Origin of the sequence: Streptomyces cyaneofuscatus, from assembly GCF_033109485.1 — a bacterium.
GTDB classification, from domain to species: Bacteria; Actinomycetota; Actinomycetes; order Streptomycetales; family Streptomycetaceae; genus Streptomyces; species Streptomyces cyaneofuscatus.
The window spans coordinates 4,151,403-4,166,976 of record NZ_CP137002.1; the positions used below are offsets into that span (position 1 = coordinate 4,151,403).

The 15,574-nt window shown below is 70.5% G+C and carries 12 protein-coding genes and 1 pseudogene; 6 read left to right on the top strand and 7 right to left on the bottom strand.

What is annotated here, in order from left to right:
• Positions 1-60: 60 nt before the first annotated feature.
• Positions 61-885 carry a maleylpyruvate isomerase family mycothiol-dependent enzyme gene (locus R2B67_RS18380; RefSeq protein WP_018513951.1) on the bottom strand — a complete coding sequence of 275 codons (825 nt, stop codon included), beginning with the start codon at positions 883-885 and terminating at the stop codon, positions 61-63.
• Between the two features lie 211 nt (positions 886-1,096).
• Here R2B67_RS18380 and R2B67_RS18385 point away from each other — a divergent pair, with 211 nt between their 5' ends.
• A complete protein-coding gene (locus R2B67_RS18385) occupies positions 1,097-1,891 on the top strand; it encodes a carbon-nitrogen family hydrolase (protein WP_317819570.1) in 795 nt (264 codons plus the stop codon).
• Between the two features lie 72 nt (positions 1,892-1,963).
• Here R2B67_RS18385 and R2B67_RS18390 read toward each other — a convergent pair whose 3' ends face one another.
• Complete coding sequence (locus R2B67_RS18390) at positions 1,964-2,455, bottom strand: LURP-one-related/scramblase family protein (protein WP_317819572.1); 492 nt, start codon at positions 2,453-2,455, stop codon at positions 1,964-1,966.
• A gap of 64 nt (positions 2,456-2,519) precedes the next feature.
• On the opposite strand from R2B67_RS18390, the gene R2B67_RS18395 reads away from it, so the two are divergent.
• Complete coding sequence (locus R2B67_RS18395; RefSeq protein WP_317819573.1) at positions 2,520-4,337, top strand: NHL domain-containing thioredoxin family protein; 1,818 nt, start codon at positions 2,520-2,522, stop codon at positions 4,335-4,337.
• 50 nt (positions 4,338-4,387) lie between these two features.
• Here R2B67_RS18395 and R2B67_RS18400 read toward each other — a convergent pair whose 3' ends face one another.
• From R2B67_RS18400 to R2B67_RS18415, 4 genes and pseudogenes are all read right to left on the bottom strand, one after another.
• Positions 4,388-4,609, bottom strand: coding sequence for a DUF6458 family protein (locus R2B67_RS18400; protein WP_018513955.1), 222 nt, complete (start codon positions 4,607-4,609; stop codon positions 4,388-4,390).
• Positions 4,610-4,709: 100 nt separating this feature from the next.
• Complete coding sequence (locus R2B67_RS18405; protein ID WP_317819574.1) at positions 4,710-6,008, bottom strand: M18 family aminopeptidase; 1,299 nt, start codon at positions 6,006-6,008, stop codon at positions 4,710-4,712.
• A gap of 137 nt (positions 6,009-6,145) precedes the next feature.
• A pseudogene (locus R2B67_RS18410) lies at positions 6,146-6,394 on the bottom strand (Uma2 family endonuclease); the annotation flags it as partial.
• 109 nt (positions 6,395-6,503) lie between these two features.
• Positions 6,504-8,330, bottom strand: a complete 1,827-nt coding sequence (locus tag R2B67_RS18415) for an acyl-CoA dehydrogenase (protein ID WP_018513957.1) — start codon at positions 8,328-8,330, stop codon at positions 6,504-6,506.
• A 195-nt stretch (positions 8,331-8,525) separates the two neighbouring features.
• Between R2B67_RS18415 and R2B67_RS18420 the strand changes: the two genes are divergently transcribed.
• From R2B67_RS18420 to R2B67_RS18430, 3 genes are all read left to right on the top strand, one after another.
• Positions 8,526-8,993: an SseB family protein gene (locus R2B67_RS18420; RefSeq protein WP_007447855.1), complete on the top strand. Its 468-nt coding sequence runs from the start codon at positions 8,526-8,528 to the stop codon at positions 8,991-8,993.
• Between the two features lie 188 nt (positions 8,994-9,181).
• Positions 9,182-10,138, top strand: coding sequence for a pirin family protein (locus R2B67_RS18425; protein WP_317819580.1), 957 nt, complete (start codon positions 9,182-9,184; stop codon positions 10,136-10,138).
• A 101-nt stretch (positions 10,139-10,239) separates the two neighbouring features.
• On the top strand, positions 10,240-11,334 hold the full coding sequence (locus R2B67_RS18430) for an AI-2E family transporter (protein ID WP_317819581.1): 1,095 nt from the start codon (positions 10,240-10,242) through the stop codon (positions 11,332-11,334).
• Positions 11,335-11,390: 56 nt separating this feature from the next.
• Here R2B67_RS18430 and R2B67_RS18435 read toward each other — a convergent pair whose 3' ends face one another.
• On the bottom strand, positions 11,391-13,499 hold the full coding sequence (locus R2B67_RS18435; RefSeq protein ID WP_317819582.1) for an ATP-binding SpoIIE family protein phosphatase: 2,109 nt from the start codon (positions 13,497-13,499) through the stop codon (positions 11,391-11,393).
• A 163-nt stretch (positions 13,500-13,662) separates the two neighbouring features.
• On the opposite strand from R2B67_RS18435, the gene aspS reads away from it, so the two are divergent.
• The gene (gene aspS / locus R2B67_RS18440; protein WP_018513962.1) at positions 13,663-15,477 is read left to right on the top strand and encodes an aspartate--tRNA ligase; all 1,815 of its coding nucleotides are present in this window, start codon (positions 13,663-13,665) and stop codon (positions 15,475-15,477) included.
• The last annotated feature ends 97 nt before the right edge of the window (positions 15,478-15,574 follow it).

Below are 15,574 nucleotides of genomic sequence, written 5' to 3' on the forward strand. Positions count from 1 at the left end.
ACGTGGTGCTCGGCGGCGCGCCCGCCCGCTCGGGAACTCCGGGGCGGGCGCCGCCGACAGCTAAGGGGTGACGGCGAAGTGGTCCAGGATCGCCGTGGCCAGCTCCTGGTCACCCTCGGCCTTGATCCGGTCGGCCACCGCTGCCGGACGGACCCGGCCGCAGGCGAGGCGTACGTACGTCTCCCAGTCCATCGAGAGCGTCACGGCCGGGCCCAGCGACGGGGAACCGTCTATCGAGCCGCGGCCCTCCGCGTCGACCCGTACCGTCCGCAGGAACTCCACCGGGCCGTGCACATCCAGCACCACGGCCGAGTTGGCCGGCGCGCCCGCGTCCTTGGCGATCACCTTCGGCAGTGCGGCGAGCAGGACGTCCCGGGTGATGTGCGCGCCGGGGGAGTCCAGGTTGCCCGGCTGGCCGAGCGTCGCCCGCAGGTCCTGCTCGTGCACCCACACGTCGAAGGCCCGCATGTTGTAGGCCACTTCGAGGGTCTGCTCGGCGCCGAGGGGGGCACGGACCGTCGTCTCGGGGGCGCGGGACTCGTTGCGCAGCTGCCGGGCGCGGCGGATGAGGACGTACTCCAGCTCGGACGTCATCTCCGGAGCGGTGTGGTGGCGCCGGACGTCGACCTGCATCTCCATGTAGCGGGCGAAGTCGCTCTGTACGTGGTAGAGGTCGCGCGGCAGCGTATGGATGGGCCGCGGGTCGCCGAGCATCTCGCACTCCATGCCGATGACGTGCGACACGATGTCCCGCACCGACCATCCGGGGCACGGCGTGCGGCGGTTCCACTCCCCCTCCGCGAGTGGCTTGACCAGGTCGGCTATCGCTTCGATGGAGTGGGTCGCGGAGTCGGCGTAGGTCTGGAGGCTGGGATGGACGGTCACGGGACCCCTCGGCGGTTCTTCGGTGCATGGGCTGGAGAGCAGGGTGCGCCGGCGGGCGGGCCGGCACGGACGACGCTGTCGTGGGCTGCGGGCTGCGGGCTACGTGGAGGTTCAGTCGCCTAAGTTACGCTGCGATCAGGCACCCCGGCAGTGCTTTCGTGTGACGATCGTAGGCCCGTGTTGACGGCTTGAATGCCAGGACGGTGGTAGTGTGCGCGCCTCCCTCATCCAGATCGCAGTAGACCCGGACGAATCCGTCGAGGCCCGCCGCGAGCGGGCGGCCTCCCTGGTGGTCGCCCAGCACGGCTCCGACCTGGTGGTCCTGCCCGAGCTCTGGCCGGTCGGGGCGTTCGCCTACACCGTCTTCGAGCAGGAGGCCGAGCCGCTCCAGGGACCCACCCACGACGTGATGGCGAAGGCGGCCGCCGAAGCGGGCGTCTGGCTGCACGCGGGGTCCTTCGTGGAGCGCGCCGCGGACGGCACCCTCTACAACACCACGCTCGTCTTCTCGCCCGACGGTGAGCGCGCGGCGGTCTACCGCAAGATCCACCGCTTCGGCTTCGACCAGGGCGAGGCGGCGATGATGGGCGCGGGTGAGGAGCTGGTGACCGTCGCCCTGCCGCAGACCACGCTGGGCCTGTCCACCTGTTACGACCTGCGCTTCCCGGAGCAGTTCCGCGGGCTCGTCGACGCGGGCGCCGAGACCCTCGTCGTGTCGGCGGGCTGGCCCGAGCGCCGCCGCGCGCACTGGACGCTCCTCGCGCAGGCCCGGGCCGTCGAGAACCAGGCGTACGTCCTCGCCCTCAGCACGGCCGGCACCCACGCCGACGTTCCGCAGGCCGGGCACAGCATCGTCGTCGACCCCTGGGGCGAGGTGCTCGCCGAGGCCGGGGCGGACGAGGAGATCCTGACCGTGGAGTTCGACCCGGCGAAGGTGGGCGCGACGAGGGAGCAGTTCCCGGCGCTGAAGGACCGCCGGCTGGGGCTCGCGTCGCCGAGCATCTGAGCGCTCTTCGTTGTTTCACGTGAAACGCCCTGTTTCACGTGAAACAACGAACTCCCGCGCCCAGCAAAGCGATCAGCCTTCCTTCTCCTTGTCCGCCAGCACGATCGCGCACATCGCCACGGCGATCAGCAGCGCGGTGTCCGCGTCCTCCCGGACCACGTCGATGCCGTACGTGTCCCGGATCGTCAGCCAGCGCCGCGAGACCTGGGCCAGCAGCTCACCGTCGTACTCGACGGCGAACTCGCGGTCCAGGATCTTGCCGCTGACGTCCATCTCCGTACCGTCCACCAGGGTCACCCGGTAGTGGTTGCGGAGCAGCGACAGCCGCTTGCGCTTGACCTTGGCCAGCTCCTCGCCGCCGCGCTCGATGAGCATGGTGTCGCGGAGGCTGATCAACTTCTGCCGCAGCTCGACCAGCACCCGGCCGTCGGCGTCCTTGAGCTCGAAGGTGTCACGCAGCCGCATGGCCTTGCCGTCGACCAGGAAGACCTTGCGGCCCTCGGTGTCCTCGATCCAGTAGTCGTCACCGATGGCGAAAAGCCGCTCACGTACGAGAAGTCTCATGCGACACAGGTTCCCCCGGGCCCCTGCGGAATGCGCGCAGGCGGGGTCGGTGTTGACTGGTGGCATGGCATCACGTGCACGCGTCCGCGCCCCCGAACTCATCGGCAAGGGCGGCTGGCTCAATACAGGCGACCGGCAGTACACCCTCTCCGAACTGCGAGGACGCATCGTCATCCTCGATTTCTGGACGTTCTGCTGTGTGAACTGCCTGCATGTCCTGGATGAGCTGCGGGAGCTGGAGGAGAAGCACCGCGACACCGTGGTGATCATCGGGGTCCACTCGCCGAAGTTCGTCCACGAGGCCGAGCACCAGGCCGTCGTCGACGCCGTCGAGCGGTACGAGGTCCACCACCCGGTCCTCGACGACCCCGAGCTGGCCACCTGGAAGCAGTACGCCGTACGGGCCTGGCCCACGCTCGTCGTCATCGACCCCGAGGGCTATGTCGTCGCCCAGCACGCGGGCGAGGGCCACGCCCACGCCATCGAGAAGCTGGTCGAGGAGCTGGAGGCCGAGCACGGGGCCAAGGGCACGCTCCGCCGGGGCGACGGCCCGTACGTGGCGCCCGAGCCCGTCGCCACGCATCTGCGCTTCCCGGGCAAGGCGCTGCACCTGCCCGACGGCGGCTTCCTGGTCTCCGACACCACCCGCCACCGCCTGGTCGAGCTGGAGGCGGACGGCGAGACCGTACGGCGCCACTTCGGCACCGGCGAGCGCGGGCTGCACGACGGCGGCCCGGACGAGGCCCGGTTCAGCGAGCCGCAGGGGCTCGCCGTGCTCCCGGACGGCCGCATCGCCGTCGCGGACACCGTCAACCACGCGATCCGCACCCTGGACCTCACGACCGGGGTGACCAGCACCCTCGCGGGGACCGGCCGTCAGTGGTGGCAGGGGACCCCGACCAGCGGCCCGGCGCGCGAGGTGGACCTCTCCTCGCCGTGGGACCTGGCCTGGTTCGGCGACCGGCTGTGGATCGCCATGGCGGGCGTGCACCAGCTGTGGACGTACGACCCCGAGGCCCAGGCCGTACGCGTCGCCGCCGGGACCACCAACGAGGGTCTGGTCGACGGGCCGGCCACCGAGGCCTGGTTCGCGCAGCCGTCCGGGCTCGCGGTCTCCGCCGACGGCGAGCGGCTCTGGGTCGCCGACTCCGAGACCTCCGCCCTGCGCTGGGTCGATCGGGACGAGCACGTGCACACCGCCGTCGGCACCGGCCTCTTCGACTTCGGCCACCGCGACGGGGCCGCCGCCCAGGCGCTCCTCCAGCACCCGATCGGCGTGACCGCGCTGCCCGACGGGTCCGTGGCGGTCTCGGACACGTACAACCACGCCCTGCGCCGCTACGACCCCGCCACCGACGAGGTCACCACGCTCGCGACCGACGTCCGCGAGCCCAGCGACGCCGTGCTGGTCGACGGCGACCTGGTCGTCGTCGAGTCCGCCCGCCACCGCCTCACCCGCCTCCGGCTGCCCGAGGAGGCCGTACGCGTCGCCGAGCAGGCGCACCGTACCCAGCGCGCCGCCACCGAGATCGCCCCGGGCACCCTCCGCCTCGACGTGGTCTTCCAGGCGCCGGCGGGCCAGAAGCTGGACACCCGGTACGGGCCCTCCACCCGGCTGCTGGTCTCCGCCACCCCGCCCGAGCTGCTGGCCGAGGGCTCCGGCGCGGGCACGGACCTCGGGCGCGACCTGGTCCTCGCGGACGGGGTCACCGAGGGCGTGCTGCACGTCTCCGCGATGGCGGCGTCCTGCGACGACGACCCGGCCAACGAGTACCCGGCCTGCCACGTCCACCAGCAGGACTGGGGCGTCCCCGTCCGCGTGACCGCGGAGGGAACGCCCCGGCTGCCGCTGGTGCTGGCAGGCATGGACGAGCAGGGCTGAAGCCGCGCGCCGACGGCCGGGCGGGCAAGGCCCCTCCTTGCCCGCCTCGGTCAGTGGTAGCGGGTCTGGTCGTCCTGGACGACCGTGGTGGTGGGCGGCACGACCATGCGCCGACGGCGCGCGATGCTCATGTAGACGAAGACCCCGATGAGGCCGACGAGCATCATGATCCAGCCGACCAGGTCGACATTGACGGTGTCCACCTTCCAGTCGGTCGCGAACGCCAGGATCGCGCCACCACCGATCAGGAGAATGCATCCTCCGAGCCCCATGATTCCCGCCTCCTCGACGGTCCGGTGTATCCGGATCGTGTAGGGGTCGGGTACCCGGTCGGACAACAACCATGTCCGAGAAGGTTGTTGAGCGTAGGTGTCAGTCCGTCAGGAACGCCGTGAGCGCGTTGGCCAGCAGATACGGGTCGTCGGCGCCGCACAGTTCACGCGCGCTGTGCATGGAGAGGATCGCGACCCCGATGTCCACGGTCATGATGCCGTGCCGGGCCGCGGTGATCGGGCCGATCGTCGTGCCGCAGGGCATCGAGTTGTTGGAGACGAACGTCTGCCACGGCACGCCCGCCTTCTCGCAGGCGGCGGCGAACACCGCGCGGCCGCTGCCGTCGGTGGCGTACCGCATGTTGACGTTGACCTTGAGGATCGGTCCGCCGTTGGCGACCGGGTGGTGCGTCGGGTCGTGCCGCTCGGCGTAGTTGGGGTGCACGGCGTGGCCGGTGTCGGAGGAGAGGCAGACCGTCCCGGCGAAGGCGCGGGCGCGGTCCTCGTACGTACCGCCCCGGGCGAAGACCGAGCGCTCCAGGACCGCGCCGAGGAGCGGCCCGTCGGCCCCGGTGTCGGACTGGGAGCCGTTCTCCTCGTGGTCGAAGGCAGCAAGCACGGGGATGTACGGGAGCTCCTCGTCCGGCTGTCCCGCGACGGCGGCCAGGGCGGCGGTCGCGGCGTGCACGGAGAGCAGGTTGTCCATCCGCGGCCCGGCGACCAGCTCGCGGTCGCGGCCCAGGTAGGACGGCGGCTCGATGGGGTGCGGCATGAGGTCCCAGCCGGTGACGTCCTCCGCGTCGACGCCGGCCTCCTCGGCGACGAACCGGATCAGGTCGCCCTCGGCCACCTCGCCGATCCCCCAGATCGGCTGCATGTGGCGCTGCCGGTCGAGCTTGAGGCCGTCGGTGTTGGCCGACCGGTCCAGGTGCACGGCCAGCTGGGGCACCCGCAGCAGCGCCCGGTCGATGTTGACCAGGCGGTCGGTGCCGTCCCGCAGCGAGATCCGGCCGGCCAGGCCCAGGTCCCGGTCGAGCCAGGTGTTCAGCAGCGTGCCGCCGTAGATCTCGACGGCGACCTGCCGCCAGCCGTACGACTCGGTGTCCGGCAGCGGCTTCACCCGCAGGTTCGGGGAGTCGGTGTGCGCGCCGACGATCCGGAACGGGGTGTGCGCGGACGCGCCCTCCGGCACGTACCAGGCGATGATCGCGCCGCCGCGGAGCACATACTTCCCGCCGGGGCTCGCGTCCCAGGCGGCGGTCTCCTCGACCTGACGGAATCCGGCCGCCTCCAGCCGGGCGGCCGCGTTGGCCACGGCGTGGTACGGGGACGGGCTCGCCGCCAGGAAGGACATCAGATCATCGGTGTGCGCACGGTCGAACCGGTGGCGAGAACTCATGGTCTTCACTGTATCGAGGGCCCCGAGTCCGGAATCCGGTGACCGGCTGGGTGGCTGCCCCGGGGGCTACAGCTCGTCGATCGCGGTCAGGTCGATGTCGATGTCGTACGGGGCGGAGAGCTTGAGGCGGTCGTGGTGCGGAGGCCGCTAGGGAGGTGCCGCCGTAGCCCCTGCTCCAACAGGCACATCGACAGCGTGTGGAAGGCGCGCTGCGGGCTGACGAAAACCAGGCTCCCGTCGATCAGCTAGGTATGCGGCGGGAGGTCGAGTGTGAAGAAGTCGTCCACTGTGTAGCCGTCCGGCGGAGGGACCGGCCAGCTGGAGCCGTCCGGCTGGCGGTACGGCGAGCGATCTGGCAGTTCCTCGGCGGTCAGGGTCTCCTCCATGGACCGGATTGTCGGCCCAGCGGCCCGCGTACCCAGCTGATACGACAGCGCCGCCACCCGAACGAATTCCGGATGGCGGCGCGTGTTGACGAAACAGGCGAGCGATTCCTTAGAACGCGGCCTCGTCCAGCTCCATCAGGGAGTTGTCGACGTTCTCGGCGAGCGCGCGCTCGGCGGAGACGCCCGGCAGGATGTTCGCGGCGAAGAACTTCGCGGCGGCGATCTTGCCCTGGTAGAAGGCCACGTCCTTGGCGGAGGCGGTCGGCAGCTTCTCGGCGGCCACGGTCGCGCCCTTGAGGAGCAGGTAGCCGACGACGACATCGCCGGAGGCCATCAGGAGGCGGGTGGTGTTGAGGCCCACCTTGTAGATGTTCTTGACGTCCTCGCCGGTGGCGGTGAGGTCGGTGATCATCGTGCCGACGATCGCCTCCAGGTCCACGGCCGCCTTGGCGAGCGAGTCCAGCGCGGGGGCCAGCTCCTCGTTGCCCTGGGCGCCCGCGAGGAACTTCTTGATCTCCTCGGAGAGCGTGTTGAGCGCGACGCCCTGGTCGCGGACGATCTTCCGGAAGAAGAAGTCCTGGCCCTGGATCGCCGTCGTGCCCTCGTAGAGGGTGTCGATCTTGGCGTCCCGGATGTACTGCTCGACCGGGTACTCCTGGAGGTAACCGGAGCCGCCGAACGTCTGGAGCGACTGCGCCAGCTGCTCGTAGGACTTCTCGGAGCCGTAGCCCTTCACGATCGGCAGCAGCAGGTCGTTGAGGCCGTTCAGCGCCTTGGCGTCCTCGCCCGCGGCCTCCTTCTCCTGGATCGCGTCCTGGACGGTGGCCGTGTACAGCACGAGGGAGCGCATGCCCTCGGCGTACGCCTTCTGCGTCATGAGCGAGCGGCGCACGTCGGGGTGGTGCGTGATGGTGACCTTGGGCGCCGTCTTGTCCATGAACTGCGACAGGTCCGTGCCCTGGACGCGCTCCTTGGCGTACTCCAGCGCGTTCAGGTAGCCCGTGGAGAGGGTGGCGATGGCCTTCGTACCGACCATCATGCGGGCGAACTCGATGATGCGGAACATCTGGCGGATGCCGTCGTGCTTGTCGCCGATGAGCCAGCCCTTGGCCGGGTGGCGGTCGCCGAAGGTCATCTCGCAGGTGTTGGAGGCCTTGAGGCCCATCTTGTGCTCGACGTTCGTCGCGTACGCGCCGTTGCGCTCGCCCAGCTCACCGGTGGTCCAGTCGAAGTGGTACTTCGGGACCAGGAAGAGCGAGAGGCCCTTGGTGCCGGGGCCGGCGCCCTCGGGGCGCGCCAGCACGTAGTGGAGGATGTTCTCGGACATGTCGTGCTCGCCCGAGGTGATGAAGCGCTTCACACCCTCGATGTGCCAGGAGCCGTCCTCCTGCTGCACGGCCTTCGTCCGGCCGGCGCCGACGTCGGAGCCGGCGTCCGGCTCGGTCAGCACCATCGTCGAGCCCCACTGCTTCTCGACGGCGATCTCCGCGACCTTCTTCTGCTCCTCGGTGCCCTCCTCGAAGAGGATGCCCGCGAAGGCGGGACCGGAGGAGTACATCCACACGGCCGGGTTCGCGCCGAGCAGCAGCTCCGCGTAGCCCCAGATCAGGGAGCGCGGGGAGGTGGTGCCGCCGATCTCCTCGGGCAGGCCCAGGCGCCAGTACTCCGAGTCCATGAAGGACTGGTACGACTTCTTGAAGCTCTCCGGGACCGGCGCGGTGTTGGTCTCCGGGTCGAAGACCGGCGGGTTGCGGTCGGCGTCGGCGAAGGAGTCGGCGAGCTCGTTCTCCGCGAGGCGGGCGATCTCCTCCAGGATGCTCTTCGCGGTGTCGACGTCCATTTCCGCGAACGGACCGGTGCCGTACAGCTTGTCGCGCCCGAGGACCTCGAAGAGGTTGAACTCGATGTCGCGGAGATTCGACTTGTAGTGCCCCATGGGAAGGCTCCGTAATCAATAGCAGTGGCGCACAGCGCCCCGGGGAGTGATGCGGGTCGGGCGACAGGCAGGCGGCGGTACAGCGTTCGGTACAGACAGACGCGGGTGTATCAGCTGACCTCTACGATGATGCTACCCGTCAGTAATAAGGCGCAACCCCTCAAGCCGTAGATGTGTCCGATTACTCTTTGCAGCATGTACGGCTACGACCAGAACCCTGGTGCTCAGCAGCAGATGGGTCAGATGGGCCAGATGGGGCAGATGGGTGGCGGCTACGGCGAGCAGCCGCTCTATCCCGAGCCCTCCCCGCCCTCCCTGGCCGACGCGGTACGGGCCTTCACCACCGGCTCCCTCTCCGCCGAGGACTTCCAGCAGATCTTCGCCACGTCGAAGGTCTACTGCCCGCGCGGTGACAACCCCGGTTTCCTGGCGCTGCACAACACGCAGCAGCCGGTGATCCCGATGTTCACCACGCTCAAGGAGCTGCGGCTCTACGCGGGCAAGGAGTCCAAGTACTTCGTGATCACCGGCGCCGAGGTGATCGACCTGCTCCCGACCGGATACGGCTTCGTCCTGGACATGGAGGGCGATCACCGGATGGTCTTCGACGCCAAGGCGGTCGAGCAGATGGTCGACTTCGCGATGCGGCGGATGTACGGGTAGGGGTTCCGGGGCCGTGGGTCGCTGACCTGCGGGTTCATCGTTCGGATCAGGGTCCGCGCCAGGAGTGGCGCGGACCCTTTGCGCTGCGGGGGGCGAGCCGGGGGGCGGGCCGGGAATGCCGCACGCCTTGCAGGATGTTCACCATTCAACTAAATTCATTGCAGAAGACTCGCCCGGAGGTGGCTCCCATGCCCGCAGTGACCGTCGACAACCCGCTGACCCTGCCCAAGGTGGCCGCTTCGGGTGACGCCGTGGCCCGCCCCGTGCTCGCCGTCACCACGGCGCCGAGCGGATTCGAGGGCGAGGGCTTCCCCGTCCGCCGCGCGTTCGCGGGGATCAACTACCAGCACCTCGACCCGTTCATCATGATGGACCAGATGGGTGAGGTGGAGTACGCCGCAGGCGAGCCGAAGGGCACGCCCTGGCACCCGCACCGCGGCTTCGAGACGGTCACCTACCTGATCGACGGCACCTTCATCCACCAGGACTCCAACGGTGGCGGCGGCACCATAGAGAACGGCGACACCCAGTGGATGACCGCCGGATCGGGGCTGCTGCACATCGAGGCGCCGCCCGAGTCGCTCGTGCTGTCCGGCGGGCTCTTCCACGGCCTCCAGCTCTGGGTGAACCTCCCCAAGGCCGACAAGATGATGAACCCGCGCTACCAGGACATCCGCGGCGGCGAGGTGCAGCTCCTCACCACCCCGGACGGCGGTGCGCTGCTCCGGGTCATCGCCGGTGAGCTCGACGGCCACCAGGGCCCCGGCATCACCCACACCCCGATCACGATGATCCACGCCACCGTCCGGCCCGGCGCCGAGGTGACCCTGCCCTGGCGCGAGGACTTCAACGGGCTCGCGTACGTCCTGGCTGGGCGCGGCTCGGTCGGCGAGGAGCGCCGGCCCATCCGCCTCGGGCAGACCGCGGTGTTCGGCAGCGGCTCCTCGCTGACCGTCCGCGCGGACGAGAAGCAGGACGGGAACACCCCGGACCTGGAGATCGTCCTCCTCGGCGGCCGGCCGATCCGGGAGCCGATGGCGCACTACGGGCCGTTCGTGATGAACAGTCAGGCCGAGCTGAAGCAGGCCTTCGAGGACTTCCAGGCCGGCCGCCTCGGCACGGTCCCGGCGGTCCACGGCATGTGACATCGCGGCGTACGGCCCGCCCGGCGTCCTTCATGACGCTCCGTCACCCGTACGGTGGCGGCGGGCGGGCCCGGCCCCGTACACCGTGATCGGGTGGGAGGGTGCCTGCTTCCAAGCCCCTCCTGCCCGACGGCGCCCGGCGTGCGGCCGCCTGGTGCGGTGTCGTCCTGCTGGTCGCGGGGGTGGCCGCCGTCGCGATCTGGCTGGTCGTCGCGCTCAAGACCGCCGTCACACCGGTGCTGCTCGCCCTCCTCGGCACCGCGCTGCTCGGCCCCGTGCACCGCTGGCTCATCGCCCGCCGGCTCAACCGGTCGCTGGCCGCCGGGCTGACCTGCGCGGCGCTCGTCGCGGTGGTGGGCGGCGCCGGGTACATCGTGGTCACCGCCCTCGTCGACTCCGGCGACCAGATCGTCCGCTCCCTGAAGGACGCCGGGCAGTGGGTCGTCGACCACCTCGACATCGGCGGCAACACCGACGTCGACAGCCTCGCCGAGAACGCCAGGAACCTGGTCGAGAAGTTCGGCGCGAGCGCCGCGGGGGGCCTGCTCAGCGGGATCAGCCTGGTCGGCACGCTGGTGGCGACCAGCGTGCTGGCGCTGCTGCTGACCTTCTTCTTCCTGCGCGACTCCGACCGGGCGGTGGACCTCGCGCACGCGGTGGCCCCGCGCGGGACCGGTGACCTGGTGGAGGCGATGGGGCGCCGGGCGTTCGAGGCCGTCGAGGGCTTCATGCGCGGCACCACGTTCATCGCGCTGATCGACGCCGTGTGCATCACGGTGGGCCTGCTGATCCTGGATGTGCCGGGGGCGGTGGGGCTGGGCGCGCTGGTCTTCGTCGGCGCCTACATCCCGTACCTCGGCGCCTTCCTCTCCGGCGCCGTCGCCGTACTGGTCGCGCTGGCCGACCGGGGGTTCGTGATCGCGCTGTGGGCGCTGGGGGTGGTGCTCGCGGTCCAGGTGCTGGAGGGCCATGTGCTCCAGCCGATGATCCAGAGCCGTACGGTGCAGATGCACCCCGCGATGATCATGATCGCGCTGACGGCGGGAGCGAGCGTGGCCGGCCTGATGGGCATGCTGCTGGCGGTCCCGATGTGCGCGGCGGCATTCGGAGTCCTGGGCGAACTACGCCGCCGCCACTCCAGCCCGGACAACCCCAGCCCGTCCGGCGGTGACCATCCCAGCCCGTCCGGCGTTTGAGGACGGAACCCTCACGAGGGAGACCCCGCACGTTTGGAGCCCCGCACCACGACGGGCTAGGCCTCCGCCCCACCCCCCTCGTACAGCTCGAACCAGATCGACTTCCCCTCCCCCCGCGGATCCACCCCCCACGCATCCGCCAGCATCTCCATCAGCACCAGCCCCCGCCCGCTGGACGCCATCTCCCCCGGCCTCCGCTTGTGCGGCAGCTCGTCGCTCGCGTCGGCCACCTCCACCCGCAGCCGCCGCTCCCCCCGCTCCCCGGAGACCTCCGCCGCCATCAGCGCGTCGCCGTCCGTATGGACCAGCACGTTGGTGGCCATCTCCGAGACCATCAGGACCGCCGAGTCGACCTGCTCCGGGTCCTTCCAGTCGTGCAGCAGCTCCCGTACGAGCTGGCGGCCCACCGAGATCCGCTCGGGCTCGGCCTGCGCGATGGTCAGCACGCTGCGGCGCATCGGCGTCTGAGGCACCCGCGCCCTCTCCCGCCGCAGCACCAGCACCGCGATGTCGTCCTCGCGGCGGTCCGCGAGCGGCCCGGTCGTGTAGTGCGAGGTCGGCCCGTGCACGGCCTGGACCAGGGCGTCGGCCATCTCCTCCAGGTCCTCGGTGGGCTCCTCCAGGACCGGGCGCAGCCGGGTCCAGCCGGTGGCCATGTCGTGGCCGCCGGTCTCGATGAGGCCGTCCGTGCAGAACATGATCGTTTCACCGGGTTCCAGGACGACCCGGGTCGTCGGGTAGTCGGAGTCCGTCTCGATGCCCAGCGGCAGCCCGCCCGCCGTCTGGCGGATCACCGCGGTGCCGTCGGCGCTCACCACCACCGGGTCGGGGTGGCCCGCGCGGGCGATGTCCAGGGTCCCGGTCTCCGGGGCCACCTCCGCGTACAGGCAGGTCGCGAAGCGCGGCGCCGAGGGCTCGTCGTCGCCCGCCACACCCTCGTACGCGTCGGTCAGCCCGGCGAGGAAGCGCGAGGCCCGGGCGAGCACCGCGTCCGGGCGGTGCCCCTCGGACGCGTACGCGCGCAGGGCGATGCGGAGCTGGCCCATGAGCCCGGCGGCCCGTACGTCATGGCCCTGGACGTCGCCGATGACCAGGGCGATCCGGCCGTTGGGCAGCGGGATCATGTCGTACCAGTCGCCGCCCACCTGGAGCCCGCCGCCGGTCGGCACGTACCGCGCCGCCACCGTCATGCCCGGGATGTCCGGCCCCAGCGTCGGCATCATCGACCGCTGGAGTCCGAGCGAGAGCTCCCGCTCCGTCTCCGCGACTCCGGCCCGGGCCAGCGCCTGGGCGAGCATCCGGGCGACCGTGGAGAGCACCGCGCGCTCGTCGGGCGAGAACCCCACCGGGTGCTGGAACCCGGCCATCCACGCGCCCATCGTGCGGCCGGAGGAGACCAGCGGGAGGTACGCCCAGGACTGCCGGCCGAAGCGCCGGGCCAACGGCCAGGTGGCGGGGTAGCGGCGGCGGTACTCCTCGGGGGAGGGGAGGTAGATCGCGCGGCCGGTGCGGACGACCTCGGCGGCCGGGTAGTCGGTGTCCAGCGGCATGTCGGTGAACGGGTCCTCCTCGCCCGGGCTCTGCCCGTGGTGGCCGATGATCGTCAGCCGCTCCCCGACCGAGCCGAAGACCGCGAGCCCGTCCGGCGAGAACCCGGGCATGGAGAGGGACGCGGCGACCCGCAGCACCTCCTCCGTGGACCGGGCCTCCGCCAGCGCCCGCCCGGCGTCCAGCAGGAAGGCCTCCCGTGACCTGCGCCAGTCGCCGGTGATCGGCGTGTGGGCGGCGTCCGTGGAGCCCAACTGCGGCTCGGCCACCTCCTGGAGGGTGCCGATGAGCACGTAGTTCTCCCGGTCCCCCGCCGCCGCGACGACCGGCTTGGAGCGGCTGCGTACGGTACGCAGCACCTTCCCCCGCTCGTCCACGATCCGCAGCCGGGCCTCGGCCAGGGTGCCCTCGGCGACGGCCAGGTTCACCACCCCGTAGATCTCGTTCCAGTCGACCGGGTGGAAACGGGAGCGCACCGCTGCCTCCCGGTAGCTGCCGGGCTCGGCGGGCAGCCCGAGCAGCCGGGCCGCCTCCGCGTCGAGCGTGACCGTGCCGGCGGCGTTGTCCCAGCGCCACAGGCCGGTCGCGATCGCGGCCAGGACTTCCTCGGTGCGCATTGCCCCACTTTAGGAAGATGTGCTCTCCGTACGCCACCGAGGGGCGGCCGAGTGCGGGCCCGGGCCCGGAGCGGGCGGGAAAGGGAAATGAAGAGGCCCGGCGCCGGGCGGTAGCCTGGGGAGGCTCAATCCACCCCCAATTGCGAAGACTGGATGAACGACGATGCATCGGTACAGGTCCCACACCTGCGGCGAGCTCCGCGCCTCTGACGTCGGCACCGACGTCCGGCTGAGCGGCTGGCTGCACAATCGCCGAGACCTGGGTGGCATCCTCTTCATCGATCTGCGCGACCACTACGGTCTGGTGCAGCTCGTCGCCCGTCCCGGCACGCCCGGCAACGAGGCCCTGGCGAAGCTGACCAAGGAGACCGTCGTCCGGATCGACGGCAAGGTCTCCGCGCGCGGCGCCGAGAACGTCAACCCGGAGCTGCCGACGGGTGAGATCGAGATCGAGGTCACCGAGGTCGAGGTGCTCGGCGAGGCCGGCCCGCTGCCCTTCACGATCAACACCGAGGACGGCGTCAACGAGGAGCGGCGCCTGGAGTACCGCTTCCTCGACCTGCGCCGCGAGCGCATGCACCGCAACATCCTGCTGCGTTCGGCCGTGATCGCCTCCATCCGCTCCAAGATGGTGGCCCTCGGCTTCAACGAGATGGCGACCCCGATCCTCACCGCGACCTCCCCCGAGGGCGCCCGTGACTTCGTCGTCCCGTCCCGGCTGAACCCCGGCAAGTTCTACGCGCTGCCGCAGGCCCCGCAGCAGTTCAAGCAGCTGCTGATGATCTCGGGCTTCGACCGCTACTTCCAGATCGCGCCCTGCTTCCGCGACGAGGACGCCCGCGCGGACCGCTCGCCGGGCGAGTTCTACCAGCTCGACGTCGAGATGTCGTTCGTCGAGCAGGAGGACGTCTTCCAGCCGATCGAGAAGCTGATGACCGAGCTCTTCACCGAGTTCGGCAACGGCCGCGAGGTCACCTCGCCGTTCCCGCGCATCCCGTTCCGCGAGTCGATGCTGAAGTACGGCAACGACAAGCCGGACCTGCGGGCCAAGCTGGAGCTCGTCGACATCTCGGACGTCTTCGCCGACTCCGGGTTCAAGGCGTTCGCCGGCAAGCACGTCCGCGCACTGCCCGTCCCGGACACCGCGGGCCAGTCCCGCAAGTTCTTCGACGGCCTCGGTGAGTACGCCGTCGAGCACGGCGCCAAGGGCCTGGCCTGGGTGCGCGTGGGCGAGGACGGCACGCTGGCCGGTCCGATCGCCAAGTTCCTCACCGAGACCGACGTCAAGACGCTCACCGAGCGCCTCTCGCTGGTCCCGGGCCACGCCGTCTTCTTCGGCGCGGGCGAGTTCGACGAGGTCTCCAAGATCATGTCGGTCGTCCGGGTCGAGGCCGCCAAGCGCGCCGGCCACTTCGAGGAGGGCGTCTTCCGGTTCTGCTGGATCGTCGACTTCCCGATGTACGAGAAGGACGAGGAGACCGGCAAGATCGACTTCTCGCACAACCCCTTCTCGATGCCCCAGGGCGGCCTGGCCGACCTGGAGGAGAAGGACCCGCTGGACATCCTGGCCTGGCAGTACGACATCGTCTGCAACGGCATCGAGCTGTCCTCGGGCGCCATCCGTAACCACGAGCCCGAGCTGATGCTCAAGGCCTTCGAGATCGCCGGTTACGACCGCGAGACCGTCGAGCACGAGTTCGCGGGCATGCTGCGCGCGTTCCGCCTCGGCGCCCCGCCGCACGGTGGCATCGCCCCGGGCGTCGACCGCATCGTGATGCTGCTGGCGGACGAGCCCAACATCCGCGAGACGATCGCCTTCCCGCTCAACGGCAACGCCCAGGACCTGATGATGGGCGCCCCGACCGAGCTGGACGAGTCCCGGCTGCGCGAGCTGAACATCCAGCTGCGGAAGCCGGTCGCCGCGAAGGGCGCGGGCGCGTCGGAGAAGTCCGCTCAGGAGAAGCCCTCCGCCACGTAGTCCGTACGGTCCGCTCTGCGGATGTTTCACGTGAAACAGCCCCCGATCACCTGATCGGGGGCTGTTTCGTTGCGGGAGCGCGCGAGCCGGTGACCGG